This is a genomic window from Ignicoccus hospitalis KIN4/I, from assembly GCF_000017945.1.
Classification (GTDB): domain Archaea; phylum Thermoproteota; class Thermoprotei_A; order Sulfolobales; family Ignicoccaceae; genus Ignicoccus; species Ignicoccus hospitalis.
In genome coordinates, this window is the sequence record NC_009776.1 from 520,157 (window position 1) to 544,839 (window position 24,683).

Annotated in this window: 32 protein-coding genes and 2 tRNA genes; 18 read left to right on the forward strand and 16 right to left on the reverse strand. The window is 56.6% G+C overall.

The window, feature by feature from the left end:
• Positions 1-9: 9 nt before the first annotated feature.
• Positions 10-588, reverse strand: coding sequence for an exosome complex RNA-binding protein Csl4 (locus tag IGNI_RS03000; protein WP_011998611.1), 579 nt, complete (start codon positions 586-588; stop codon positions 10-12).
• Positions 589-641: 53 nt separating this feature from the next.
• Here IGNI_RS03000 and rimI point away from each other — a divergent pair, with 53 nt between their 5' ends.
• Positions 642-1,085 carry a ribosomal protein S18-alanine N-acetyltransferase gene (gene rimI, locus IGNI_RS03005; protein WP_011998612.1) on the forward strand — a complete coding sequence of 148 codons (444 nt, stop codon included), beginning with the start codon at positions 642-644 and terminating at the stop codon, positions 1,083-1,085.
• Here the strand turns inward: rimI and IGNI_RS03010 are convergent.
• Positions 1,069-1,506 carry a hypothetical protein gene (locus IGNI_RS03010; protein WP_011998613.1) on the reverse strand — a complete coding sequence of 146 codons (438 nt, stop codon included), beginning with the start codon at positions 1,504-1,506 and terminating at the stop codon, positions 1,069-1,071. The two genes, rimI and IGNI_RS03010, sit on opposite strands and share 17 nt — an antisense overlap.
• 67 nt (positions 1,507-1,573) lie before the next feature.
• On the opposite strand from IGNI_RS03010, the gene IGNI_RS03015 reads away from it, so the two are divergent.
• Positions 1,574-2,515 carry a PLP-dependent cysteine synthase family protein gene (locus IGNI_RS03015; protein ID WP_011998614.1) on the forward strand — a complete coding sequence of 314 codons (942 nt, stop codon included), beginning with the start codon at positions 1,574-1,576 and terminating at the stop codon, positions 2,513-2,515.
• On the opposite strand, the gene IGNI_RS03020 is transcribed toward IGNI_RS03015, so the two are convergent.
• A complete protein-coding gene (locus tag IGNI_RS03020; RefSeq protein ID WP_011998615.1) occupies positions 2,496-2,954 on the reverse strand; it encodes a V4R domain-containing protein in 459 nt (152 codons plus the stop codon). The two genes, IGNI_RS03015 and IGNI_RS03020, sit on opposite strands and share 20 nt — an antisense overlap.
• Positions 2,955-3,075: 121 nt before the next feature.
• Between IGNI_RS03020 and IGNI_RS03025 the strand changes: the two genes are divergently transcribed.
• Positions 3,076-4,233 (forward strand): OBG GTPase family GTP-binding protein, encoded by a 1,158-nt coding sequence (locus IGNI_RS03025; protein ID WP_052570015.1) that lies wholly within the window; start codon positions 3,076-3,078, stop codon positions 4,231-4,233.
• On the opposite strand, the gene IGNI_RS03030 is transcribed toward IGNI_RS03025, so the two are convergent.
• Positions 4,221-5,306: a geranylgeranyl reductase family protein gene (locus IGNI_RS03030; protein WP_011998617.1), complete on the reverse strand. Its 1,086-nt coding sequence runs from the start codon at positions 5,304-5,306 to the stop codon at positions 4,221-4,223. The two genes, IGNI_RS03025 and IGNI_RS03030, sit on opposite strands and share 13 nt — an antisense overlap.
• Before the next feature lie 47 nt (positions 5,307-5,353).
• Between IGNI_RS03030 and IGNI_RS03035 the strand changes: the two genes are divergently transcribed.
• Both IGNI_RS03035 and dut read left to right on the forward strand, forming a co-directional pair.
• Positions 5,354-5,968, forward strand: a complete 615-nt coding sequence (locus IGNI_RS03035; RefSeq protein ID WP_011998618.1) for a hypothetical protein — start codon at positions 5,354-5,356, stop codon at positions 5,966-5,968.
• Complete coding sequence (gene dut / locus IGNI_RS03040; protein ID WP_202943261.1) at positions 5,916-6,374, forward strand: dUTP diphosphatase; 459 nt, start codon at positions 5,916-5,918, stop codon at positions 6,372-6,374. Before IGNI_RS03035 ends, dut begins: the two co-directional genes overlap by 53 nt.
• 10 nt (positions 6,375-6,384) lie before the next feature.
• Here dut and uppS read toward each other — a convergent pair whose 3' ends face one another.
• From uppS to IGNI_RS03055, 3 genes are all read right to left on the reverse strand, one after another.
• Positions 6,385-7,197 carry a polyprenyl diphosphate synthase gene (uppS, locus tag IGNI_RS03045; protein ID WP_011998620.1) on the reverse strand — a complete coding sequence of 271 codons (813 nt, stop codon included), beginning with the start codon at positions 7,195-7,197 and terminating at the stop codon, positions 6,385-6,387.
• Positions 7,198-7,339: 142 nt separating this feature from the next.
• A tRNA-Met gene (locus IGNI_RS03050) sits at positions 7,340-7,416 on the reverse strand.
• Positions 7,417-7,464: 48 nt separating this feature from the next.
• Positions 7,465-8,667 (reverse strand): proteasome-activating nucleotidase, encoded by a 1,203-nt coding sequence (locus IGNI_RS03055; protein WP_011998621.1) that lies wholly within the window; start codon positions 8,665-8,667, stop codon positions 7,465-7,467.
• A gap of 152 nt (positions 8,668-8,819) precedes the next feature.
• Between IGNI_RS03055 and IGNI_RS03060 the strand changes: the two genes are divergently transcribed.
• The 8 genes from IGNI_RS03060 to IGNI_RS03095 all read left to right on the forward strand — a co-directional run bounded on the left by IGNI_RS03060 (position 8,820) and on the right by IGNI_RS03095 (position 13,595).
• A complete protein-coding gene (locus IGNI_RS03060; RefSeq protein ID WP_011998622.1) occupies positions 8,820-9,239 on the forward strand; it encodes a 30S ribosomal protein S19 in 420 nt (139 codons plus the stop codon).
• A gap of 10 nt (positions 9,240-9,249) precedes the next feature.
• Positions 9,250-9,729, forward strand: coding sequence for a 50S ribosomal protein L22 (locus tag IGNI_RS03065; RefSeq protein ID WP_011998623.1), 480 nt, complete (start codon positions 9,250-9,252; stop codon positions 9,727-9,729).
• A 1-nt stretch (position 9,730) separates the two neighbouring features.
• Entirely contained in the window at positions 9,731-10,456 is a 726-nt protein-coding gene (locus tag IGNI_RS03070; protein WP_011998624.1) for a 30S ribosomal protein S3, read from the forward strand.
• A gap of 5 nt (positions 10,457-10,461) precedes the next feature.
• Entirely contained in the window at positions 10,462-10,671 is a 210-nt protein-coding gene (gene rpmC / locus IGNI_RS03075) for a 50S ribosomal protein L29 (protein WP_052570480.1), read from the forward strand.
• The gene (locus IGNI_RS03080; protein ID WP_011998626.1) at positions 10,668-10,946 is read left to right on the forward strand and encodes a ribonuclease P protein component 1; all 279 of its coding nucleotides are present in this window, start codon (positions 10,668-10,670) and stop codon (positions 10,944-10,946) included. The genes rpmC and IGNI_RS03080 overlap by 4 nt, the downstream gene beginning before the upstream one ends.
• A 52-nt stretch (positions 10,947-10,998) precedes the next feature.
• A complete protein-coding gene (locus tag IGNI_RS03085) occupies positions 10,999-11,406 on the forward strand; it encodes a hypothetical protein (RefSeq protein WP_011998627.1) in 408 nt (135 codons plus the stop codon).
• Positions 11,403-11,963, forward strand: a complete 561-nt coding sequence (locus tag IGNI_RS03090; protein WP_011998628.1) for a hypothetical protein — start codon at positions 11,403-11,405, stop codon at positions 11,961-11,963. The genes IGNI_RS03085 and IGNI_RS03090 overlap by 4 nt, the downstream gene beginning before the upstream one ends.
• Positions 11,964-12,056: 93 nt before the next feature.
• Positions 12,057-13,595: a 4-hydroxyphenylacetate 3-hydroxylase family protein gene (locus IGNI_RS03095; protein WP_011998629.1), complete on the forward strand. Its 1,539-nt coding sequence runs from the start codon at positions 12,057-12,059 to the stop codon at positions 13,593-13,595.
• 8 nt (positions 13,596-13,603) lie between these two features.
• Here the strand turns inward: IGNI_RS03095 and pyrC are convergent, their stop codons facing one another.
• From pyrC to IGNI_RS03110, 3 genes are read right to left on the reverse strand one after another with little or no spacing between them, the layout of a single operon-like run.
• A complete protein-coding gene (gene pyrC, locus IGNI_RS03100) occupies positions 13,604-14,809 on the reverse strand; it encodes a dihydroorotase (protein ID WP_052570017.1) in 1,206 nt (401 codons plus the stop codon).
• Positions 14,763-15,245, reverse strand: coding sequence for a hypothetical protein (locus tag IGNI_RS03105; protein ID WP_011998631.1), 483 nt, complete (start codon positions 15,243-15,245; stop codon positions 14,763-14,765). Before IGNI_RS03105 ends, pyrC begins: the two co-directional genes overlap by 47 nt.
• Positions 15,246-15,271: 26 nt before the next feature.
• Positions 15,272-15,688 (reverse strand): CBS domain-containing protein, encoded by a 417-nt coding sequence (locus IGNI_RS03110; protein WP_011998632.1) that lies wholly within the window; start codon positions 15,686-15,688, stop codon positions 15,272-15,274.
• 100 nt (positions 15,689-15,788) lie between these two features.
• Between IGNI_RS03110 and IGNI_RS03115 the strand changes: the two genes are divergently transcribed.
• Positions 15,789-16,355, forward strand: a complete 567-nt coding sequence (locus IGNI_RS03115) for a hypothetical protein (protein WP_011998633.1) — start codon at positions 15,789-15,791, stop codon at positions 16,353-16,355.
• Here the strand turns inward: IGNI_RS03115 and IGNI_RS03120 are convergent.
• Together IGNI_RS03120 and IGNI_RS03125 are read right to left on the reverse strand one after the other, a co-directional pair.
• Positions 16,318-17,592, reverse strand: coding sequence for an amidophosphoribosyltransferase (locus IGNI_RS03120; RefSeq protein WP_011998634.1), 1,275 nt, complete (start codon positions 17,590-17,592; stop codon positions 16,318-16,320). The genes IGNI_RS03115 and IGNI_RS03120 overlap by 38 nt on opposite strands.
• A gap of 6 nt (positions 17,593-17,598) precedes the next feature.
• On the reverse strand, positions 17,599-19,107 hold the full coding sequence (locus tag IGNI_RS03125; RefSeq protein ID WP_187145991.1) for a 4Fe-4S binding protein: 1,509 nt from the start codon (positions 19,105-19,107) through the stop codon (positions 17,599-17,601).
• A gap of 99 nt (positions 19,108-19,206) precedes the next feature.
• On the opposite strand from IGNI_RS03125, the gene IGNI_RS03130 reads away from it, so the two are divergent.
• Both IGNI_RS03130 and IGNI_RS03135 read left to right on the forward strand, forming a co-directional pair.
• Positions 19,207-19,321 (forward strand) — tRNA-Pro (locus IGNI_RS03130).
• A 129-nt stretch (positions 19,322-19,450) separates the two neighbouring features.
• On the forward strand, positions 19,451-20,092 hold the full coding sequence (locus tag IGNI_RS03135) for a helix-turn-helix domain-containing protein (RefSeq protein WP_187145992.1): 642 nt from the start codon (positions 19,451-19,453) through the stop codon (positions 20,090-20,092).
• On the opposite strand, the gene IGNI_RS03140 is transcribed toward IGNI_RS03135, so the two are convergent.
• Positions 20,074-20,448 (reverse strand): nascent polypeptide-associated complex protein, encoded by a 375-nt coding sequence (locus tag IGNI_RS03140; protein WP_011998637.1) that lies wholly within the window; start codon positions 20,446-20,448, stop codon positions 20,074-20,076. The two genes, IGNI_RS03135 and IGNI_RS03140, sit on opposite strands and share 19 nt — an antisense overlap.
• A gap of 70 nt (positions 20,449-20,518) precedes the next feature.
• Here IGNI_RS03140 and IGNI_RS03145 point away from each other — a divergent pair, with 70 nt between their 5' ends.
• Positions 20,519-21,805 (forward strand): MBL fold metallo-hydrolase, encoded by a 1,287-nt coding sequence (locus IGNI_RS03145; protein WP_011998638.1) that lies wholly within the window; start codon positions 20,519-20,521, stop codon positions 21,803-21,805.
• Here the strand turns inward: IGNI_RS03145 and IGNI_RS03150 are convergent, their stop codons facing one another.
• From IGNI_RS03150 to IGNI_RS03160, 3 genes are all read right to left on the reverse strand, one after another.
• Complete coding sequence (locus IGNI_RS03150; RefSeq protein ID WP_011998639.1) at positions 21,806-22,063, reverse strand: hypothetical protein; 258 nt, start codon at positions 22,061-22,063, stop codon at positions 21,806-21,808. It abuts the gene before it with no gap.
• A 37-nt stretch (positions 22,064-22,100) separates the two neighbouring features.
• On the reverse strand, positions 22,101-22,745 hold the full coding sequence (locus tag IGNI_RS03155; RefSeq protein ID WP_011998640.1) for a TIGR00296 family protein: 645 nt from the start codon (positions 22,743-22,745) through the stop codon (positions 22,101-22,103).
• Between the two features lie 105 nt (positions 22,746-22,850).
• Complete coding sequence (locus tag IGNI_RS03160) at positions 22,851-23,474, reverse strand: phosphate signaling complex PhoU family protein (RefSeq protein WP_238374117.1); 624 nt, start codon at positions 23,472-23,474, stop codon at positions 22,851-22,853.
• 110 nt (positions 23,475-23,584) lie between these two features.
• Here IGNI_RS03160 and ilvC point away from each other — a divergent pair, with 110 nt between their 5' ends.
• A complete protein-coding gene (ilvC, locus tag IGNI_RS03165) occupies positions 23,585-24,574 on the forward strand; it encodes a ketol-acid reductoisomerase (protein WP_052570482.1) in 990 nt (329 codons plus the stop codon).
• Positions 24,575-24,683: the final 109 nt, after the last annotated feature.

Consider the following 24,683-nt stretch of genomic DNA (forward strand, 5'->3'; position numbering starts at 1 on the left):
TATCTTTCCTTACTTCTTGGGCTGGTGCTTAGCTTTAAGTATGTAGTCTGGGGAGATCAATCGGTCCTCCACCCTCCCGCAGTAAGGGCACTGGAGCTGGTTGCCCACCTTGTACAAGGGATGACCGCAGTTGCTGCAGTAAGCCAGTATTACCCCTAGCCTCGGGCCCTTGAGGCTCAGCTGGTAGGGCGGGGAAGAGAGAACCTTGGCCTTGACCACGTCGCCGGGCCTCACGACGTCGTACAAGCTATCCACGGGCTTTCCCGCTTGGCTTATATGGAGGACCGCGCTGAAGGCTCTGGCTCTAAATACCTCGTCGAAGCTTCTGGCAACCTTCAGCTGGGCGAGCTCATTCCTCATGCTCACCACCTCTCCGTAAACCACTTCTTTCGGAGACAACACCTTCTTCTCGGCGCTCGGCCCCCTCACCTCAATTACGTAGTTGACCGTGTCTATCCTCACGGTCCCCGGAATGCTCGCCCTGACTATCCCGTCGTCCTCGTAGGTCCCCGGGCCAGGGGCGTACTCCTCTATTACGCAGAGAGGGTCCCCCGGCGCCACCACGTCACCGTTCTTGACGAACGGCACTTCTGTACCCCCCTCCCCGCTCGTGTTAGAAGGATTTTAGGGGATGAGCGTCCATGAAGGTGAGGCTGCGGAACCCCACTCCTAGCGACGCCAAGAGGATATACGAGATAGAGGTAAGCTCCTTCGATCACCCCTTCTCTTTCCTAGTTATACTTTCCCAAGTTATTTTGCACGGAGACACCAGCTTGGTCGCCGAGGTCAACGGAAAGGTGGTAGGCTACGCCATAGCGGCCAAAGAAGTTGACAAAAAATTACACTTGCTTAATTTCGCAGTCGATCCGCAGTACAGAGGCTTGGGGATAGGCTCTGCCCTCTTGGAGTCGCTCGAGAAACTGGCAAAGAAGAAGGGATTAAAGAGTATATACTTAGAGGTAGAAGAGGACAACTACAGAGCGATGAGGTTGTATAAAAAGATGGGATTCGTCGAAGTCGGAAGGATAAGGAAGTACTATCCGTGGGGTAAGGACGCGATCGTGATGGTCAAAGAGGTAGCTTGAGACCGCTCCTTAACGCGATCTCCGTCACGCCGGGGAACGGGCAAGTACCCTTAGCCTTAACCCCCTCGGGGGTGACGAGGGCCTCGAAGCTCCCCGCGTCTCCCTCAGCGGTTACGAACAGCTTGGGAGAGACGTGGGACTTGGCGACGCTCAAGTAGCCGTTGCCTATGCACTTCCGGAGCTGGAGGGCCCCCTCTCCGAAGAACTCCGACCACAGCCCCTCCGGGGCCTTGGTAGTTAAGTATATCTCGGTGACCTTTTCCGTGCAGCGGACCTCCGCTATCGGGCCCTCCTCGTCCATGGACTGGATCGCCTTCACTCCCCCTCCTTCCAAATAATCCACGAACTCTAAGTATTTCTTCATCAAATTGACCACTTCTTCGGGGCTGGCTTTGCAGCCCAAGACGTCGGCGCCGTACAAGGGCTCCGCCTCTTCGGGCGCTTCAAGGTTCTCCTTATAATCTCCCCTCGTCGCAGTGGGACGGCTGATGCCTATTGTGTGGGTGGGGGAGGCCGTAGGGAACACCCCAGCCGTGCTGCTGAGGAGGCTCACCAGCGGTAAGGGCAACGTAATGGTAAAGCTGGAATTTATGAATCCCAGTGGCAGCATAAAGGACAGGCCAGCTCTCTACATGATCAAAGAGGCGGAGGAGAGGGGCCTCCTGAAACCGGGATCGACCATAGTCGAACCCTCTTCCGGAAACACAGCCCTCTCCTTGGCCATGCTCGCAGCCGCCAAGGGCTACAAGATGGTCGCGGTGGTCCCGGAAACTACGAGCGAACAGAAGGTGAAAATGATGGAGTTGTTGGGGGCCAAGGTAATTTTCTCCAAAGCGGGCGTACCCTTGGGCCACCCTGAACATCACTACACCTTGGCGAAGAGGTTGGCTGAGGAGAACGGGTGGGTGATGCTGGATCAATACAAGAACGAGGCGAACGTGAGGGCCCATTACGAGACCACCGGGCCGGAGGTACTCAAGCAAGCGAGGGAGCTCATGGGAGGGTTGGACGCCTTCGTGGCCGGGGTGGGCACCGGAGGCACCGTCATAGGCGTTGGAAAGTTCTTGAAGGAGAGGGTCAAGGGCGTCAAGGTAGTGGCAGTAGTTCCCAAGGGAACTAAAATAGCGGGCTTCTTCGGCTCCGAGGGAGAGCGGCTGAGCCACGCCATAGAAGGCTTGACGGCGATGCCCGTCAGCGAGCTAATCAAGAAGTACAAACACGTAATAGACGAAATAATCGAAGTGGACGACGAAGAGGCCGTGAAGACCGCTAGGGAGTTGGCCTCGAAGGAGGGCCTCTTGGCAGGCTTGAGCGCCGGCGCAAACGTCCGCGCCGCACTGGAGCTGGAAAGGGAGGGCTTGAGGGTGGCCACAGTCGCGCCGGACGGCGCCATTAGGTATTTGGAGAGGCTCACCTCACGAAGATCTTGAACTCGCAGTGGGGGTCTCCCTTGGCCTCGCAAGCGACTTCCTTCACGTCGACCCTCCTTCCGGTAGCGCTCTCTAAGAGGCCCGCCAGTATTCCCGCCACCACCGCGTCCGCCGGCTCGGAGCTCCTAATTCGGGAGCCGAAGAGGAGCCCCTTGCCCCTCACGACCATCCGTTCCTCGTCTACCTCAACTTCCCTCGCGAGCCCGCTCTTCACCAAGTAGTTGGTCGCAAAGCGTAGGGGGTCCTCCCCGTCAAGCCTTAACTCGCTGGCCAGCCTCTTAGCTGAGGCCTTTGCCAAGTTGTATAGGAAAGCGTTGCTCGTGTTCATTACCTTCTTCATCTCCTCGTATATCAACGCGAACATGTCGCTCGTGGCAGAAGGCGCTTCTCTTACCGGTCTGTCTAAATGGGTGCTCATCATACATATCACCGATTCCACCTCGATCCCACCGTTCTAATATTCTTTGGTGAAAATTGTGAGGGTAAAAGTTCTTAAACGAACTAAAAAAGGTCCGGTCTTCGATTTATTATCACGCCGCGCAGAGGGGAGGAGGAAGCCCATGCCGGCCAACTTAACGCCCGAGGCCCAAGCGAAGCTCGCAGAGTACTCAGAGGCGAAGACCGTAGAAGCCAAGATAAGAGCTTTAGAAGAGTTCTTGAAGGTTGCCCCCAAGCACAAGGGCGCAGAGAACCTACTGTACTGGGCTAGGAGGAGACTGGCCGAGCTCAAGGAACAGCTGGAGACCGAGAAGAAGAAGAGGAAGGGCGGGAGGAACCCCTTCGTCGTAGAGAAGGAGGGCGCGGCCCAAGTGGTGCTCTTCGGGATCCCCAACTCCGGCAAGAGCAGCATAATAGCGGCCACCACCAGGGCTAAGGTAGAGGTCTCGCCCAGGCCCTACACGACCTTGGTGCCGGCAGTGGGCATGTTACCTTTCGAGGACGTCCAGTTCCAGCTCGTCGAGGCGCCGGGGGTAGCGCCCGGAGTCGGCTGGGTGCATAGGAGCATAGGGCTGGTGAGGAACGCCGACCTCGTTGCCATAGTATTGGATTTGAGTTTGAATCCAATTAAGCAGTACAACTACTTGAAAAATCTCCTCGAAGAGAGCGGAATCAGTTTGAAGAAGCCGGAGGGGAGGGTCGAGATAGTCAAGGAGAGGGCCGGCGGAATAAAGGTAGCGATCATGGGCGAGTTGGTAGACGGCGACGTGGAGGACGTCAAGAGGTTGCTGAGGGCTTACGGGATACACAGCGCTACTGTGAAGCTCGTGGGGAAGGTCAGCTTAGACGACGTCGAAAAGGCCATATTGGGTACGAACCAATACAAGCCTTCTATAATAATACTTAACAAGGCCGACGTCCCCGGCGCCGAGGAAAAGGTGAAGGAGTTCTTAGAGGCTTACGACGGAGAGGCACCGGTTCTGGTGGTGTCCGCCAAGGAGGGCAAGGGGCTGGAGGAGCTGGGATCCACGATATTTAAGGTTTTAGACATCATTAGGGTCTACACAAAGAAGCCCAACGGCCCGAAGGCGGAGAAGCCCCTAATCTTGAAGAGGGGGGCCACGGTGGAGGACGTGGCGCGTTCCATACACTCGAGGATGGTGGAGGGCTTCAAGTTCGCGAAGGTCTGGGGGCCCTCCGCCAAGTACCCCGGAGAGAGGGTGGGGCTGGACCATCAAGTGGAGGACGGGGACGTGATAGAAATACATTACAAAGGGTAGAAGGCCTTCAACAAAGCCTTGAGCAACTTGAAGGCTTTCTTACTTTGGACCAACTCCGCCAAAGTCTTCAAGTGGTTGTCGTACTCGGTTACCCTCAACACCTCCCCGTCCAAGGCTGTGAAGAGCTTGACGTAAGCCCTTTGGGGGGCGCCGTGGAGGGCCCTAGCCACCGGCGTCTCCGCGAGGAGCCTGGGCACTATTACTCTGTAAGCCTTGACCAGGTTGTCCACGTTCGAAGGGTAGCGGGAAGCTACGTAGAGCGAGGGATAAAGCCCTCCCCCGGTGACGGGCTTGTTCAAGCCCGCCGCGTCGCCTGTGGCACAGACCTTCGAGGCGCAAGGAGTTAACGAGGGTGGCCCGGTCTGAATTACGCCGCCGTATTCCTTCTTCACCTCCCCCTCTACCAACCCCCTCCTCTCCGCCACTTCCAACGCCTTCCTAGCTAGGGCCCTCACGTCGTAACCCTTCGTGGCCGCCGTGCCGACTACGGCCTTCCCGTCGAGCATTACTACCCAAGAGAAGAAGCCCGGGGCCAAGCTTTTGTCGAACCAGACCTCCGCCCTCCCGGGGTAGGCGGCCCTCCCGACGACCTCGAGGTTGAGGCCGTAAACCCTGCGGGGCTTGGCCGCGACGCCTAGCCTCTCCGAGAGCTCCGCCCTCCACCCCTCGGCTATTACCGCTCTGTCGTACTTTTCGTTGTCCACGTACCCCTTCGGAGTCACTCTGATGACTAACTTTTTGACGAACTTAACTCCCTCGGCCAGTGCGGTCTCCAACAATTCCTCTTCTAACCTCCTCCTGTCGAGCTTCGCCGCGAAGCCCTTGGGGCCCTTGAGGGTCACTCCCACGCCTTCCGGGAGGCCCAAGAAGAACTCCTCCAAGGCTCCTTCGTTTACTTCAGAACTGACGAAGGAGGACAGCGCTTCCCACACGGCGCCGGAGACCACGCCGGTGCAGTGCTCCGGAACTCCGACCTCCCCGTGCTCTTCGAACAAAGTTACGTTTGCGACTCTGCTCAAGTAGATGCTGGAGACTAGGCCCGAGAACCCGGCCCCCACCACGGCCACTCTCATGGTAGAGCACCGAATAAGCCCCTCTCAGTCCCCCTAGGGGGTTAAACTTGCTCGCGAGCCTCACGGACGCATACGTACGTCTGAAGAGGCCCCTAGTCATGGGCTTGGTGTCGCCGCCCACCTTGGACAAGGTAACCAGCGAAGGGGTAATAGTGAACTTGGAAGTATTTACGAGGGACGAAAGGTTGGCAGCTACGTACTTTCCTAAGTTCTATGTGTGGAAGGACGGCCTGGCCGCCGCGCCCATGCTGGTGCGGAAGGAGGACGCGCTCGCCCTTAACGAGCTTCGCGAGAGGGGTAACGTAATAATAATTTCGCAACTCAAGACTAAGGGGAAGGTCTACGTATTCGACGGGATCATGATAGCAGTTAGAAACAAGTTCGTGGGGAACATGGCGTGGTACTCCGCGGAAGGGGGCTACCCCCCTCTGGCGGTTGGCGAGGAGCCCTTGTACCGCTCCCCTCCCTTGCTGGCGACGGTAGAGTCCATAATCAGCGGCGAGGGGGCGTACGTGTACTCGGAGCGGGTCGTGGAGGTGGACGTCAAGAAGCTGCTTATCCCCCCGCCCTTAGCTCTGTTAGGAATAGCCGGTTGGAGGATGAGGAGGCTTGCTGCCCGTAAAGAGGTTGGAGAAGGACGCCGTAATGCCGAAGAGGGCTAACCCTTGGGACGCGGGTTTGGACCTCCACGCGCTGGAGGAAGTGGTAGTAGAGCCCGGGGAAGTGAAGGTCGTCCGCACGGGAATAGCGATAGCTATACCCAGGGGGTTCGTGGGGCTGATCAAGGATCGCTCCTCTCGAGCGCTGAAGGGTCTACACGCGCTGGCCGGGGTAATAGACCCCGGTTACCGGGGGGAAGTTAAGGTTGTTGTTACGAACTTAGGCAGTGATAAAATAACCATTAGGAAAGGGGAGAGGTTCGCACAGCTAGTTATAGTCCCGGTAGCTTACTTGGAGCCGGTCGAGGTCGAGGAGTTGCCCCCAAACGACGGCAGGTCGGGGGGTTTCGGCTCTACGGATGAGGAGTTGGTCCGGGTCGCGAGGGGTGAGCGGAGAGGGCCCCCCTAGCCGACCTCGCTCAGCGCCCGAACCTCCTCTGCCTCCTCTGGTAGTCCCGGAGGGCCCTCAGTATGTCTATCCTCCTTATTTCTGGCCAGTAGATGTTGGCGAAGTAGAGCTCGCTGTACGCCGACTGCCAGAGCAAGAAGTTGCTTATCCTCTCCTCCCCGCTCGTCCTTATTATCAAGTCGGGGTCGGGTAAGTTCTCCGTGTATAAGTGTTGGGTGATCACGTTCTCGTCTATCTGGTCCGGCTCCAGCTCCCCCCTCTTCACCTTCCAAGCTATCTTCCTCACCGCGTCAACTATTTCTTGTCGGCCCCCGTAACACACGGCGACGTTTATCACCCTCTTGTTGTAACCCTTCGTAGCCTCCTCTACCTCCTTAGCGGCCTCGAGGAGTTCCTTGGGCCACAAGTTCCTTCTCCCTATTACCATGACCTTTACTTCGTTTCTGTGAACTATCTCGTCCTTGGCGAGCTCCCTCAAGCCCCCGGCTATGAGCTCGTAAAGCTTTTCCCTCTCCTCCGGGCTCCTCCTAGTGCAGTTCTCCGTCGACATAGCGAAGACTGTGACCACCTCTATCCCTAACTCCAACAACCACATTAACACTTCCCTCATCTTCTTGTAGCCTTCTCTATGACCCAACCACTCTTGGAGCCCCCTCATCCGCGCCCACCTCCTGTTGCCGTCGGGAATTATTGCTACGTGTTTGGGCAAATGGTCCTTGCTTATCTCCGCTTCCAGCTTCTTTTCATATATCTCGTATATTGGCTTCATCAAGAAGGATATTGTCCTCCAGCCCCTGTTCGCTAGCGCGGCTCTGGTTTGCAAGCATTAACTCCCGTTCAGCGGGTTAGTTGGGATTAAAATTAAGTAGGGATGAGAGGCCCGAACCTGACTTCGGGGGCAAGCAGTTGGACTTCGTGGAGCGGGAAGAGTAGGACGAGGTGTAGGGTGGTGGCGGGGCCCCGCGTGGTAGCGGGGGGTGGATTTGAACCACCGACCTCGGGGTTATGAGCCCCGCGGGCTACCAGGCTGCCCTACCCCGCTAGGTCTCCCCGCCGTTGGGGACTTCCCCCATTGGGGTTAATAAGTTTGCTACATGGTGTGTATTTGTATCGGCGCGCCCTCTCTGGGGCTGAGGCGGTAGCTTGCGCCGGCCCTCTTTCTCATAACCTTATCGACGGCCGCTAAGAAGTCTTCCATAGTTACGTACTTGCGCTTGTTTCTGAGGGCATTATAGCCGGCCTCGGTCACTATCGCCTTCAAGTCCGCTCCGGTAGCCCCCTCCGTCATCTCCGCTATCTTCTCCAAGTCTACGTCGTCCGCCATCCTCATGTTTCTAGTGTGGATCTGCAATATCTCTAGCCTACCCTTCTTGTCCGGCGGCGGGATGTAGATTATTCTGTCAAACCGTCCCGGCCTCAAGATCGCGGGGTCGAGTATGTCCAGCCTGTTCGTGGCGGCTATGACCGCTACCCCGCTCAGAGGGTCGAAGCCGTCGAGCTCCGCCAAGAGCTGCATCAACGTTCTCTGCACCTCCCTCTCGCCGGAGGTACCCATCTCTATTCTCTTGGCGGCTATGGCGTCTATCTCGTCTATGAATATTATGCTGGGCGCCTTCTTCCTAGCCATGTTAAAGACCTCTCTGACTATCCTCGCCCCCTCGCCTATGAACTTGTTAACTAGCTCGCTCCCCACGACCCTTATGAAGGTAGCCCCTACCTCGCCCGCCACCGCCCTCGCGATCAAGGTCTTCCCGCAGCCGGGAGGGCCGTAGAGTAGGACTCCTTTCAAGGGCTCAATTCCTATCTCCTTGAACATTTCGGGATTCTTCAAGGGAAGTTCCACAACCTCTCTAACCTCCTCCAACTGCTGTTTCAACCCTCCTACGTCGCTATACCTTGTCTTGGGGCGTTCGACAACCTCCATAGCTTTTACGTAAGGATCCTCCAAACCTTTCAACACGTCCACTACAGTTGAACCCCTCTGGTTAACCGCCACGCTTATGCCGGGCTTGAGCAGTTCCTTGGGGACGCGGGAGCTTACCTCGACCACTAGGACCGGGCCGGCGCTGGACTTCACCACCGCCCTCCCGTCAGGCAAGACGTCGAGCAAGGTCGCCTCTATGAGGGGCGGGTTGGTCAGCTTGTTGACCTCCCCCTTCCAGTACTCCAGCTCGGACTTGAGTCTCTTTACCTCCTTAGTCAGCCTGTTTATTTTTCTCTTGAGGAGTTCGACGTCCTCCACGTCGTCGCTTTCCTCTCCCCCAAATTTTCTATCAATATCAAACGCTACCATTCAACTTCCCGTCTTCTGAGTAGCGGCATAAGGAAATTTTGAGGTTGGGCGGTAGGTGTTAACTAGTTATCATAGAGCGTCCCGGTTACGATTTCAAAGGAGAGAATCGAGCTTTATTAGAAACTTCCCGGAGGGCGGCGGGGTATCGAAATTTGGAAGTGCCGGCCGCGTGGAAGAAGTTTAGGTACCGCGGGAAGACGTTGGAAGAGCTGTTGGAGATGCCCCTAGACGACTTCATAGAGTTGTTGCCGGCTAGGCAGAGGAGGAGTTTGAAGAGGGGCTTCAACGACGCTCAGAGGAGGCTCTTGGAGAAGGTGTTAAAGGCCCGAAAGGAAATGGAGAAAGGCAAGAAAGTGAAGATAAGGACCCACGTGAGGGACATGGTCATACTCCCGATAATGGTAGGGCTGACTATAGAGGTTTACAACGGCAAGGAGTTCGTGCCGGTCAAAATAGTGCCGGAGATGATAGGGCACTACTTGGGAGAGTTCAGCCACACCACCGCCGTGGTCAAGCACGGTGAGCCCGGCCTGAAGGCGACCAGGAGCAGCTTGTTCGTAGCGGCCAAGTGAGGTGTGAACCGTGCCCACGTGGCATTACTCCACTGATATAGCTGAGAAGAACCCGGAGAAGACCGCCAAAGCGATGATGTGGGACGCGCCGATATCGCCCAAGGAAGCCACGGAGCTTGCGAGGGTGATAAGGGGTATGAAACTAACTGAGGCCAAGGCTTACCTTGAGAGAGTAATAAAGATGGAGGAGCCCGTGCCTTATAGGAGGTACCACGGAAAGGTAGCCCACAAGAGGGGGCTGGCGGACAAGCACGGGATCCCCATGGGGAGGTACCCGGTAAAGGCCGCCAAGTACTTCCTGAAATTATTAAAGAACGTCGAGGCTAACGCGGAGTTCAAGGGGCTCGAGGTAGAAAAGCTAAAGATAGTACATATTGCCTCTCACAAGGGGATGACGATTAAAAGGTGGATGCCCCGCGCCTTCGGGAGGGCCACGCCCGAGTTCGAGAGGAGGACTCACCTAGAGGTGATCGTGGAGGAGGTGGAGTAAGTTGAGCGTGGCTAAAAAGAACATAAAGAAGTACTTCTTGGAACAAGCCTTAACGCAAGTCAAGGTTGACGAGTACCTAGCGTACAAGTTTCACAGCGTGGGCTACAGCAAGGTAGAGCTGCAGAAAACGCCCATGGGTACGAGGGTCATAATATACGCGGAGAGGTCGGGAGCGATAATAGGGAGGAGGGGCCAGACCATTAAACAAATAACGAAGGTGTTGGAAGAGTGGTTCGGCATACCCAACCCTCAAGTGACCGTAGTAAAGGTTGAGGAGCCCGAGCTAGACGCTAGAGTCATGGCCTTCAGGCTGGCGAACGCCCTCCAGAGGGGGTTCCACTTCAGGAGGGCCGCCTACACGACCCTCAGGAGGATAATGGGGGCGGGGGCTATAGGGGCCCAAGTGAAGGTCTCCGGCAAGCTTAGGGGCGAGAGGGCGCGCTTCGAGAAGTACATAGCCGGCAAGGTCTACAAGAGCGGCAACCAAGTGGTCAGGTTGACCGACAGGGCGATAGCGCACGTCTTACTCAAAGTGGGCGTAGAGGGTGTAGAAGTAATCATATCGAAGAAGAGCGAAGAAGAGAGGCCGGACGACGAGGTTAGGATAAAGAGCCCCGAGGAGGTCAATGAAATAGTGCAAAAGATAAGGGAAGAAATGCAACAGACCCAACCGGAAGCCCCTACGTTGGAGGAAACGGTCGAACAGAGCGGGGGTGAGACGCAATGACTAACTTGAAGCCGGACGAAATAAGGAAGATGAGCAGGGAAGAGAGGGAACAGAAGTTAAAGGAGCTCAAAAGCGAGCTGATAACGCTGAGGTACCAAGCCAAGATGGGACACATAGACAACCCGGCTAAAATTAGGAACATCAAAAGGACTATAGCTCGGATACTCACGATAAACAGAGAAGAAGAGCTGGGCTTGAGAAGGGGCAAACAATGAAACACACGCCGAAGAACGTTATTTACCACAACTTGGTGGGCCTCCGGGTAGAAGTGTTAGCTCACCCGGACCCCTCAATGAAGGGCTTGAAGGGTAGGATAATAGACGAGAGCAAGTCCTTCCTAACCATAGAGAAGGACAATGGGGAGTTGGTGAAAGTGCAGAAGCTCGGTACCTTCGTGTTGGTGCTACCTAGCGGGAGGAAGGTTGAAGTAAGGGGGGAACTGCTAAGGGGGAGGCCTGAGGAGAGGCTGAAGAAGTTCCTAAAAGCTTAGGCGCGAAGGCCTTGTTAGAGCTGGGCTGAAGGGAAGCTTATGGGGATTTAAAGTGGCGACATTAAAGTTCCCCAGCGAAGCTTCTACATGCGAAGAATGTATATACTACTCCAAGCTCCTCAAGTACTGCCTCAAGTACAAAGTCCCAGTGGAGGACCCGCGCTCGCCCCCGTGCAAGCCGAAGGGCTACTTCATGTACACTCGGCCGGACGAGAACACGCTTGTCGGCGAGCTCTGCCTTCCGGACGTAGGCGTCTTGAGTAAGGTGATCCCACTAAAACCCAAGGTCCGCGTGGGCGAGATACTCGACGCGTTGGAGAAAGTCGGATGTAAACCCAAAGAGAGCAAGAGGGTGAAGGACTACGTCACCATCTACTTGACGTGTCCGTGTGCAGTGAGGGCGAGCATTAAGTGTACTGAAGAAGCTTGCGTCTACAGAATAATGGGTAAAGGGAAGTGAAGGGTGCCCCCAGCGCGTTAATACTGCCATTCAATTACTTTTTCGAACTCAAAGAGGACTTCTATTCAAGCGTAGCGGGCGAGGAGGCGTACTTGGTCTCCTCCCCCTTCGTAGTCAAGGCCTACTGTAGGGCAGAGAGGCTCTTGTTGAGCGTCCCCCCGGGCAGCCTCATAGCTTATGAGGAGGGACTCTTGGACTTGGGGGCTTGCGTGGCCCTCGAGTACTTCTGGTTTGAAGGGTGGGAGCTGGGATGGGAAGTGGAGGACTGGCCCGAGTGGGTAGACGAGGTCGCGAGGAAAGCCGGCTTTAGGAAGGGCAAGGGGAGGCGTTTGAATGGAATCGAAGGGGAAGAGGGGGAGGTCGAGGTAGTCAAGCCGTGGCACCCTGCGGCGAGGGCGCTCGAGGGCCGATGCGAGGGCGGCGAAGCCGAAGGGGAGCTGCTGGCCAAGTGCGGGGGCTCGAAGTTCCTCGTGGACAACGGCGAAGAAATATTCGTAGGGAAGATAGACGAACCTTGGAGGCTCTTGCCCGTTGTCGCATACGCCTCAAGGCGATGAGGTTTGCACGTCAGGCCGACCGGTGAGGAGGATTGGCCTTTCCGAGCCAAACCCCTTTTACCGCCGAGTCTCTAACGCGTCGCGGCGACAGCAATGGGGCTCCGTAAGCCCGAGGAGTACATAAGCGCTCTCAGAGAGAAGAGCAAGAGGGCCGAAATATACGTCCTCGGGGAGAGGGTAGAGGACGTCACGAAACACCCCTTCACCCTGCCGGCCGTCAAGGCCTTCGAGTGGACCTACAAGGCCCCGTGGGACCCCTACTTCTACGACAAAGAGATGGGCGTCCACCTAGCTAAGGCCTACTCGCCGTTCATAAACGAAGAGATAAACCGCTTCAACCACATCCACCAGAGCCCTCAAGACTTAGCCATTAAGGTCAAGTACTTCAGGAAGCTCTCCCACAAGGCCGGCTCGTGCTTCCAGAGGTGCGTAGGCTGGGACGCCATAAACACGATAAGCATCATCTCCTATGACATAGACAAATGGTACGAACAGAAGGGCGAGAAGCCGGAGCACTTCGAGCACTTCGGCACTTACTACGAGAGGTTCCTCAAGTTCCTCAAGTACGTACAAAAGGAGGACATCGCGCTCGCCGGAGTCATGACCGACGCCAAGGGAGTGAGGTCCTTGAGGCCCCACGAACAGCCAAACAAGGACGTTTACGTGCACGTGAAGGAGGTAGCCGACGAAGGCATAATAGTGAGGGGAGCTAAGGCCAACATAACTGGTGTCGTAGCCAGCGAAGAGATGATTGTAATGCCTACCAGGGCCATGACGGAGAAGGACAAGGACTTTGCCATAGCCTTCGCGGCGCCGATAGACGCCGAAGGGGTCACCTTGGTAGTCGGCAGGTACACGAACGACACTAGGAGGTTCGAGGAGCCCAACGTGGACGCGCTGCCCGGAGTCTTTCCGGCTGAGGCCATAGTCATCTTCGACGACGTGTTCGTCCCGTGGGAGAGGGTGTTCATGTTTAGGGAGTACCAGTTCGCCGCCGAATTGGTCGAGATATTCTCGAGCTACCACAGGCAAGCCTACGGCGGCTGCAAGCCGGGCTTAGCGGACGTGATAATAGGCGGCGCTTACCACTTGGCGAAGCAGATGGGCATAGCCAACAAGTGCCACATACGGGAGAAGCTCACCGAGATGATATTCCTCACGGAAGCCATGCACGCCGGCGGGCTCGCCGCCGCTTGGGAAGGCAAGAAGGCCGCCTCCGGCACTTACTACGTCGACCAGATGAAGGCCAACGTAACCAAACAGATGGTCACCAGGTTCCCCTACGAAATAGCCAGGTTGGCCCACGACATAGCCGGCGGCCTGATAGGCACTTTGCCGTCTTACAAGGACTTGATGCACGAGAAGATAGGGAAGTACTTACAGCAGTACCTCCAGTGCTTGCCCGACTACCCGGCGGAGTGGAGGCACCGCGTGCTCCGCTTGCTGGAGAACATAACTTTGAGCGTGGAGTTCCTAATAGAGAGCGTACACGGAGCGGGGAGCCCAGAGGCCCAGAGGATATGGATGAGGAGGTTCTACCCGTTGGAGGAAATGGAGGATGTCGCCCTTTCCTTGGCCGGCATAAACCCGGAGGAGAAGCCGGAGAGGAAGAAGCAGAAAGAGCAAACCTAAAAGCAGCCTCAGTAATAGAAGTTTCCACTAAAGTACCTAATTTTTCCCCTCACTACGGTTGCCACTACCTCTCCCCAGAGGTTCATGCCCTCGAAGGGGCTGTACTTAGCTTTGCTCTCGAACTCCCAAGGCTCCACCCTCCTCCTCTCGTTTACGTCCACCACTGTGAAGGAGGCCAAGGAACCGGTCTCCAGCCTCCCCAAGTCCGGCCAGAGGCCCAGTAGCTTGGCGGGGAGCTCGGAGTAGCTCCTCACTACCTTGTTGAGGGAAATTATGCCCCTCTTGTACAAAGTTAAGAGCAAGGGCAGCGCGGTCTCCAGCCCGGGGAAGCCCGGGGGACAGTCGTAGAATGGAAGCTCCTTCTCCCACACGGCGTGAGGGGCGTGGTCGGTTACCATCATTACGTCCTTGTTGACGAAAATGTCGAACATCATCCCCCTCCTCGGCTCGTCCCGCAGTGGAGGGTTCACCTTTGCGACGCATCCTTTTAGCTTTTCTACTTCGTTGTTTAACAATATGTGATGGGGCGTTACGTCGAACGTAAAGCCCATTTCCTCGGCTTTTCTCGCCCCTTCCGGGGTGCTTACGTGGGTGAAGTGAACTTTAGAGAAGCCCCTAAACAGCTCCATAGCCGCCGGCTCAGCGAAGGGCGACCTCGAGAGCCCCCTCTCGCCGGGGTCGGGGCTCTCCTTGACGAACGCGGGGTGCTCGGGGTGAACCACTATCAAACCGTCATAGTTCCTCAAGACGTGTAGGTTAGGGTAGTCCTCTGGATACACCTTCACTCCGACGACGTGTTTAGACATCGCCCTCAGCTCCTCCGGGCTTTCCGGGACCCCGGCGTACTGGTAGCAGTCGACCAAACACGTTCGCTTGAACTCTTCCAACCTTTTCTTCAATATTTCTAGATTGTTTATCTTGGGTAAGGTGTTCGGCATGTCGGCTATGGCAACTACCCCTCCCTTGAGCGCTGCCCGGGAGGCCGTCAAGGGGTCTTCCTTGTGTGACAACATGAGGCCCCTCGTGTGCACGTGCGCGTCGACCATGCCGGGCAGGGCGATCGTACCCCTCATCTCGAGGCAAGTCTCACAGTCACAAGCGGCCGAGGGGCCGCGCACCGCCAAGCGCTCCCCTTCTGAGATGAGGGTCGCCTCGACCACCTCTCCTTTATAAAATATCTTCCCCTTGTAGCCTACTGCGCACTCCTTCGCCAACGTCTTTTACCTCTTCCGCGCTAACCCCCCTCACGCGGGGCTTGATAATGCAATCAGTCCCCTCCACCCTGGCGGACGCGTCCCAAGGGGCCCTACAGAGCCCGCTCATTATCCCCGCAACCAAGCCCCTCTCGAAGGGACAGCCGTAGCTGAACCCCGGCGCGTCTCTGATTACGACCTCTTCTCCCTCCTTCTCAGCTTCCAGCCCTATCCACTTCACCAGCTCCGGTACCTTCTCTAACGCCTCTGGGGGTTCGAAGTGTTTCTTGAAGGCCGAAGAGGCCACCCGCGAACCAACCTCCCAGCCGAACTCGTAGAGGACCAAGGTGGCGAGTATCTCGTCGCCCCTCTTGCTGACCTTGTCGTAGATCAAGGTGGGAGCGTCTATAGGTAACAACAGCGCCCTTACCTTCCCAAGCTTTATCAAGGTTCGCACACAAAAACGTCCTCCTAGGGGTATTATTAGCAGTAGAAGAGGTGGAGGAGCAAGAGCAAGCTCTCCAGTATGTCTCTGAAGGCGACCACTCCTACGGGCCTCCCCTTGTCGTCCACCACGGGCAAGTGCCTCACGTTAGCGTCCTTCATTATCTTTATAGCTTCCATTATATCCGTTTTGGCCTTGACACTTATAGGGTCTTCAGTCATCACGTCACTTGCCTTAAGCTTGACCCCTTCCTCCCCTTCGCTGAGGGCGTACAACAAGTCCCTCTCAGTTACGATGCCTATGAGCTTGTCGTCCTCTATTACCAACGCCGAACCGTAGCCGTGCTCCAGCATCTTCTTAGCGACGTCCACTACGCTCTCGTCAGGGCTGACCACTAGGGGAGGCGTGGTCATGATGTCGTCGACCGTGAGTGGGATCTTCCTCCTACGACGCACCGCGCTTCCCTGTGGAGGTCGAAACGCGAAGGTTATTGGGTGTTAGAGGAAGGACGTCGTTATTTACCTTCGAGGAAGCCCCCTCGGAGGTGTCCGGACCTTGATTAGGGCGCTCCCGGCCTTGCTGGCCTTGGCGTTGCTCGTAACTGCGGAGCCATGGGCGGTGCCAGGGTTCACCTTGGTATATTCGTACCACGTGAAGGCCTCCGGATTGTTGTCCCTCAGGGGAAAGGAAGTCAACGGCACCATAACTTACGTCTACTTAAACACCACCGGCAACACTATATACGTTAATATGACCGTCAACGCTAACGTAACCCTTCCCAATGGAAAGATAAAGGTGTTTAAGAGTTCGACGATAATGAAGTTTAGAGACGACGCGTCGCTGATATTCTTAACTAACAAGACGTTGGAAGGGCTAAGGGGGCAAATGCGTTGCGAGGACGGGTACTGTACCTTGAACGTCTCCACTGAGCAAGCGTTGAACACGGGAGCTAAGGTAGTACTGAACGCCACTTCCAAGTTCGACTTGAAGTACATGGTTATGGTTGAAAGTCACAGCGTGTTGAAAATGGCGAGCTTGCACGGGAAGAGGGCCCTAGGGACCATGACCACTGAGATGAGGCTGGTTAAGATCGTTCCTCCCTCAACGGGTAACGTCCGGTAAAGCAGCCCATACAAGCCTTGATCGGTATTAGTTTTTCTAACTCCTCCGGCGGGAGCCACTCGATGCTCTTAGCCCCTATATACTCGGCTATCTTTTCGTTGTCCATCTTAGCGGCGATCAGCTGGTCCGCGGGGGGCACCTCCACGCCGTAAGGGCAATGGCTTATTATCTTCGGGCTCCCTATGAGTACGTCGACGCTCACAGCTCCCACCTTGCTCTTTAGGGTTTGTATCACCGTCTTCAAGGTCAGGCCTCTGACCACGCTATCATCAATAATAAGGGCCCTCTTCTTTCTGAAGGTGCTCCTTATCGGGTTCAGCTTCAATTGTACTCCTATCAACCTCTCGCTCAAGTCTGGCTTTATGGCAGTCCTCGCCTTCCTCCCGGTAGCGATAAAGCCCAAGCGGTAGTCTTTCTTGGCCTCCTTAGAGTACCCTATCGCAAATGGTATCGCAGTCTCCGGGACGCCCACGACCACGTCCACGTCCCTCGGGTAGAGCTGGGCGAGCCTCTTGCCTATCCTCTCCCTCACTTCGTAGACCTCTACGCCGTCTATGACCGAGTCCGGCCTCGCGTTGTAGATGTACTCGAAGGCACAGACCACCTTCTCGCTGGGCTTCACCGAAACCTCGTTGAAGTACAGCTGAGAGGCGTAGAAGCCCGTCCCGGGGTCGAGGTCCTTCTTCAAGTCGGCGCCTATGACGTCGAACGCACAGCTCTCGGAGGCGAAGGTGACCATGTCGAAGCCCAAGCCTCCCAGCTGGAGGGGCCTCAGCCCCGGAGGGGAGCGGTAGGCCAAGAGCTCGCCGGAGGCAGTTAAGGCGAGCATGCTAAAGGCTCCCTTTAAGTCCTTCACGAGCTCTTTGAGTAGGTCCTCCCCCTCGTAGCCGCTGGCCTTCAGCTCCGAGAGCTTCTTGGCGACGTCGTAGGGAGTGGCGTTGAACAGCCTGCCGTCCAAGACTACAGCCGCCTCCGCGGGCTCTTCTGAGTAGGCCCGGTAACCCGGGTGTTCGCTCCACACCCCTCCTATGGCCGCCCAGCCGGCCAAGTTGGTGGCTGGAGGCAAGACCTCGTCGACGAAGCCCTTGCCACAGACCCACTCTATCTTTTCACCGTCGGCGACGTAGAGGCACGCCTCCTCTTGTCCCCTGTGTTGGAGCGAGAGCAAGGAGTAGTACACGAACCTAGCTACGTTCCATACCGGGTCGAAGGCCAGAGCGCCCGCTATTCCGGCCAACCTTCACTACCGCTGTCGCGGTCCTCCCCTTAGGTTAAATTCGACCCCGCCGAACAAGGCCTTGTAGGCGTTCAGCTCGCTGCAATAGCTTATCCCACCTACCTCGAGCTGGGAGGCGACGTGCCACAACGCCTTCACCGGGTCCGCCCAGCCCCTCCTCACCCCCTCTTGTTCGTATACGCAGCCCACCGTGAGCAGTACGAGCTTCGCGACCGTCTGAGGGGGCAAGACGCCTTGCTTATACTTTGAGTAACACTCCTTGCAAAGCAGTACCTTGAGCAAGTCCTCGGACTTGTTTAAGAAACTGGATATGTCGAATACGTTCTCGAACTCCCCTCGAGAAACCCTCTCGACAAACCTTTCAACAGCATTTATATATTCGTCGACGTCCACGTCTAAGAACTTGTCGCAGACCGCGCACTTGGGCCTGAATATCCTCTTAACTACCAAGTTCTTCCAAACGCACTCGCCCTCACCCTCTACGACTCTAATCATCTTTATGTTCAAACCCAGCGCGTCCAGCTTCTTCTGCACCGGACAAGCCCTCACGCATGCATGGCAGCCCACGCACGCGGCCGGCAGGTGAGTTAAGATCACCATAGCCGGGGTGGGCGTTCTGAGGACCAGCGAGCGCGTGGGACAAGCCTCGCTGCAAGCTGTACACGCGTCGCAGAGCTTCGGGTTTACCACGACTTCGTAGAAGTCCTCCAAAGAGTAGGCCATCTTTATCGAGACCAAGGGGGAGACGTCCTCGGGGAGGGAGTGGTCGCAACGCCGGGGCTCCGCTTTGGAGGGCCTCACGCAGCCCTCGTCGTCACAGTACTCCCAGCCCAAGACCTTGGTGAAGTATTCTACAATTATCCTGACGCGTAATGGTATTCCTAACACGACCAACGTCCTTTCCTTAAAGTCCGACGGGGAGAGCGTGTCGGGGGTCCTCCAGACCACCCTTTCGGCCGCGCCGGCCTTGGCCGGAGGGACGGCCGCGAAGAGCTCGTTGGGCGCGAGGCCGGGCATGTCGAGGGAGTAAAGTGGGCAAGCGGCCACGCACAGGCCGCAAGAGGTACACTTGTCCGGGTCTATCGATACCCTACCCTCCTTGAGCCTTATCGCATTAGAAGGGCAAACCGACTTACACATCCTACATGAAGGGGACGCGCAAGCGAAGGTGTTCTCCGGTACTGCGACAATCCTAGCCTTGAGCCCTTCCTTTACTAGCTTCTGGATTGCGCCCCTGCGGTCGACCTTCCCCCTCGGGTACTGGAAGCTTACGGAGTAGTGCACCTCCCAGTGGTCCGCGAGCTTGGCGAGGGTCTCCACTACCTCTTCGGGACAGCCGTCGTGGCACAAGAAAAGCCGGTACCAGAAGGAGTCCTTCGCTTCCTTCGCGAGCTCCGTCAGACCCTCCGGGTCCCCGACCGCTACCACGCCCCCCCTCTTCAAGGCGTTGCGTACGTCGTCCTTCACGACGGGGTACTTGTCGAAGGCGCTCGGTCTGTCGCTTAACTTGATCACTTCTACCATTTGCGCTCATAGGGAGTTCGCGGGAGAAGTAATATCGTGTGGCCCTCAAAAACTTAATAATCCCTTGAGGGTTGCCGTAGGACGGCGAGAGGGCCCGTCGTCTAGCCTGGACTAGGATGCGGGGTACGCCGGCGAGCCCCGCGACGGGTCCGGCGCCCGACTCGGGTCCCCGTGGCCCCGGGTTCAAATCCCGGCGGGCCCACCACTCAAAACTCCTACGCGAACTCCTCTCGGTCTGGGCCCACAAGTATTGAGACCGCCCAAGTTTGTTCTAGATGAGATAGCGAAAAGCATCGCCGGGGAGATAGCGCTCTCCGACGATCCGGGTTCGACCTTGAAGAAGTGGAGGGAGATCTTCGAAGTGGGCATAAGGGAGCTGGCGAGAAAGATGAACGTTTCGCCGAGCGTCATAAGCGACTACGAGAAGAACAAGAGGGCGCCCGGAAGCAAGTACATCAAGAAGTTCGTGAGGGCCTTAATGGAGATAGACGCAGAAAGGGACTGGAAGGTAATAAATTCCTTGGCCCAAAAGATGTTAGGCATAAAGAGCAAGGCGTTGGACATTTATGAGTATAAAAGGAGCGTGCGCTTGGAGGAATTGGTCAACGCCTCCAAGGGCTACATAGTTAACTCCCGATTCGACCCGAACGAGGTGGTCTACGGCTTTATCATATTGGATAGCCTCAGAAGCATAGAAGAACTCGACTCTAAGGACTTCTTACTGCTCATGTCTATGTCGTACAAGAAGGCTTTGGTCTTCACTAAGGTGGGCACCGGGAGGCCGCCGATGGTGGCGGTTAGGATATCCCAGATAAAGCCGGTCGTGGTCATACTCCACAAGCCGGTCAACTTGGACCGGCTGGCGGTGAGGATAGCCGAAAAAGAGGGGATAGCGCTAATAGTCTCCCTGTGCTCCGAGCCGGGCGAGCTCATGGACCGGTTGAGGCTCTTGGACGTTCAACAGCCCTCCTCTTGAAGCTTGACTATCGCCTCGGCGATGTCCCCCTTCGTCTCGATAAGCGCTTGCTTAGCCTTCTCCGGCGAGCACCCGGTCTGCTCGACCACGACCTTCACGTCGTCCTCGGAGACCTCTTGGACTTCCTGCCCTTCCTCGACCCCCTTTTCTTTGACCACCTCCTTAGGGTTGAGTATTTGGTACGCCTTAGCTTGGCCGGGCAGCTCCAGCTCCAATACCTTGGGCTCGACCAATATTATCTTTTCGTCCACCCCCTCTATTATCACGCGTTCAACCCCCTCTAGCTCGTAGACCTTTAACCCCGCCTTCTTCAACATCTTCTCTAGGGCCTTCATGTTGAAGCCGAACGGGAGCACCGCGTTACCACCTCCCTTAAATTGCCTTCGTGAACCGGTCCAAAAGGGTTTAGATAAGCGGTGATGGGGAATGGGCGCAGAGATAACTTTCTTGGGCGGCGCTAGGGAGGTGGGCAGAGCCGCTTATTGGGTCAAGGACGGCAAGGCGAGTCTCCTCCTCGACTACGGGGTCAGCTTCGACGAAGAGGATAGGCCGGTGTTCCCGGAGTACGTGTCTCCCAAGGACGTGGGCGCGGTGGTGCTCAGCCACGCCCACTTGGACCACTCCGGCGCGCTGCCGATGCTTTACTCCGCCATCCGCAGGCCTGCCTACATGACAAAGCTGACCAAAGAGCTCACCGCGATACTGATAAACGACTTCTTGAAACTTTCGGGATACTACGCGACCTACGGAGAGACCGAAGTCAAGGAGTTCTTAGAATCCGTGAGGACCGTAGACTACAGGAGGACCGTGGAGATACCGGAGGCCGGCGGGACCCTCTTGACCTTCTACGACGCCGGCCACATACCGGGCAGCGCAATGGTGAAGTTAGAGCTCCCCAGCGGCTTGAAGCTGCTCTACACCGGCGACGTCAGGTTGAGCGAGACCCAGCTGCTGGGAGGGGCGGACGTCAGCGGCTTGGAAGCGGACGTGTTAATAATAGAAGCCACGTACGGGAAGTCCGACCATCCCCCCAGGGAGAACGTGGAGGCGCTGTTCGTCAGCGACGTGAGGGAGGTTTTGCAGGGCGGCGGGACGGTACTCGTCCCGGCCTTCGGCGTAGGAAGGGGTCAAGAGATACTCGCGGTGCTCGCGGACCACGAGGTGGAGGGAGACGTTTACCTAGACGGCATGGTGAGGAACGTAACCGAGCTCTTGATTCAAGGCGAAAACAAAAAGTTCTTGAAAAATCCGGACATGCTAGAGAAAGCCTACGAGGAGGCCAAGGTGGTGAGGGGCTGGCAAGATAGGAGGAGGGTGTGGAAGAGGAACGGCGTAATAATAGCTTCTGCCGGCATGCTCAGAGGCGGCCCATCTCTATATTACGCGAGGAAGATCCAAGGGATCCCGAAGGACGCTATCTTCTTGGTGTCCTTCCAAGCACCCGGGACCCCCGGGCGCAGGTTAGTGGAGGAAGGAGTCATCGAGGAGGGCGGACCCCGGGTGGAGGCGAGGACCCAGTGGTTCGACTTCTCCAGCCACGCGGGGGCCAGCGAACTCTTGGAGATAATAAAGTCGGTCAACAAATTGAAGAAGGTTATAATAGTTCACTCAGAAGAGAGCACGGCCCTCCACTTCGCGCAGAGGGTGAGGGAGGAGACGGGCCTCGACGTGATAGTTCCGAAACCAATGGAGACGCTGAAGGTCGAAGTATAGCTACTTTTTATACAGCGGCTTCTTAACTTCGTGTACCTCGACTTCTAGGTCTTCCTTACCCACTTCTTTTTTTACGTTCTCAAGCGTTTCGTCCAGCCTATCGGAAGGTACTACTATAACGTACATCCTCCTGTTGGTTAAGACCTTCACCTTGCTGAAGTCTGGGGCTTTGGTTACCTTTACCTTCCTCACTGCGTCCTTCGCTTTCACCAACACCCTGGACTTAAGCTCGTCGAAGTTCTTGAGCAGTACCGGCAAGCCCGCTTCACCCCGGCGCTATGGGTCGGGTCCCCAGTTAAACGCTTCTGCCGCACCTCTCCGCGTACTCCCTCTTCAAGTCCCTCTCCACCACCTCCCCCCTCGGCTCCACCTCAGTCCAAGTCCTACCCCGGTAGAGCACAGCTTCCGTGTCCTCGTCCAGCCAACAGTCCGGGGGCATGCCAGCCTTTACGCACGTCTCCGCTATGAAGGTCTCCGGGTCCCAGCAGTACTCCACCGGGACCTCCGGTAAGAGGACCCCGGAGAAGGGGCCGCGCCTTATTATTATTCCGGTCTCACCTATCCTTATGTAAGGCAGAGCCCTCCTAGCCGGCCTGAAGGGGGTGTGGTCGCCGAGGACGCTGACTTCCACTACCACGTGGTCGAGCTCCCCGGGGCTCATAGGGGGAAACCTAGGGTCTTGGGTAGCGGCCGCCACCGCGACCTCCATGACCGTCTGGGCCAAGGGCTTCACGGGCTCTACGTAGCCTATGCACCCCCTGAGCTCCCTCTCGGGATAGGTCAAGATGGTGACGAACGCCGCTCCCAGCTTCTTCAGCTTCTCCGGCACCTCCACTCTGGGCAACTCCCCCGCGGTCAAGTAACTCTCTATGGTCTTTCTGGCCAGCCTCACTAGAAACTCGCCGTCCTCGTGGGTGAGCTCGTCCAGCGAGATTATCATGACGAAGCCCTTTAAGGGCTCTTGACGCTCGCCTTTTATGCATGGGCCCGTGAGGAGGCTTTCAAGGCTCGAGCGGTGAAGAGCCCGCGCAGGGCCGAGGCCCGGTTACTCCGGATACCTCCCCTCCACCACAAAGACCACTTGGCTGGCCACTTGCACGCTGTGGTCGGCCGCCCTCTCTAGGAACTTTATCGAGAGCGCCTCCACCACCGCACAAGGTACGTTTTCGTAATTCTTGATTATATCCATTAGCATGCTGTGGTAGGTCTCGTCGACCTCATCGTCCTTCGTTATTATTTTCATAGCCTTCAAAACGTCCATATTCTTTAGCGCGTCTATACTGCCTTCTATCATAGATTTCACTATAGGCGCCAAGCTCGCGAAGTGCTTGGGCTCGCACTTGACTCCCAAGCTCTCTAAGCGCGCGAAGGCGGAGAGTGCGTCGTAGGCGTAGCGGGCAAAGCGGAAGAAGGCGTAGCTCAGCTCGAGAGATGCCTTGACTTTCCTCAAGTCTTTGGCGACCGGTTGGTAACGGGCTATTATTTCTAGGGCCAGCTCGTTTACCTCCTCCCTCAACTGCCCCAGCTTTCCAACCATCTCCTTAACCTCGTCCCTGAGCTCGCTGGCCCTCCTCTCTTCTATTGCATTAGTGGAGAGCTCGAAGGCCCTCTTGCTGAGTTCGGCCATCTTCATTATTTGATTATCCAGCTCCTTAAGTCCTATTTCCACGAGTCTCAAAACGTCGCCCGTGAGACCGGCTCACCTAGGGCTTCTAAATTTGGGAAGCCCGCGGAGAAATGGGGTTAAACGCTGGCGCCTTGCGACGCGTAGGTGTGACCGTGGCCCAGATATGGAAGGACAGCGACGTCTCCCTGGAACCGCTAAAGGGTAGGAAGGTAGCCATCATAGGCTACGGCTCCCAAGGCAGGGCGTGGGCGCTGAACATAAGGGACAGCGGAGTGGACGTAGTGGTCGGGCTGAGGCCCGGAGGCAAGAGTTGGGAGCTAGCTACCAAAGACGGCTTCGAACCCAAGCCTATCCCGGAGGCGGCTAAGGAGGGCGACGTCATAGCTATGCTCATCCCCGACATGGCCCAACCAGAGATATACGAGAAGTACGTGGAGCCCAACCTCCACGAGGGCAACGCACTGGTGTTCGCCCACGGCTTCAACATTCACTACGGACTCATAAAGCCTCCCAAGAACGTAGACGTCATAATGGTTGCCCCCAAGAGTCCGGGGCCTAAGGTCAGAGAGGCCTTCCTCTCCGGAAGGGGCGTTCCGGCCTTAGTGGCCGTACACCAAGATTACACCGGGAAGGCTTGGGACTTGGTGCTAGCTTTAGCCAAGGCGTTAGGGTGCACCAGAGCCGGCGTGATAAAGACCACCTTCAAGGAGGAGACCGAGAGCGACCTCATAGGCGAACAGACCGTACTCGTGGGCGGCTTGATGGAGCTGTTGAAGAAGGGCTTCGAGAACTTAGTAGAGCTCGGCTACCAGCCTGAAGTGGCTTACTTCGAGGCCATAAACGAAGCAAAGCTGATAATGGACCTCATCTGGCAGTACGGCTTCTACGGCATGCTCTTGAGGGTTAGCGACACTGCCAAGTACGGCGGCCTTACAGTGGGGCCTAAGGTCATTGACGAACACGTGAAAGAGAACATGAAGAAGGCGTCAGAGAGGGTAATAAGCGGCGAGTTCGCAAAGGAGTGGGTGGAGGAGTACAAGAAGGGCATGCCCACTTTGAAGGAGTTGATGGAGAAGGTTAAGGAGCACCAAGCTGAGAAGGTGGGTAAGGAGCTCAGAAAGCTCATGGGCTTGGAAGAGTAACGAAGTTCCCGTAACGGACGTTCTTTTTATTGTTCACTTCTCTCTGAGAAGGGAACTCACTTGAGAAGGGAAAGCACGTAGTTACCGTACGCGTAGAGGACGATCACGA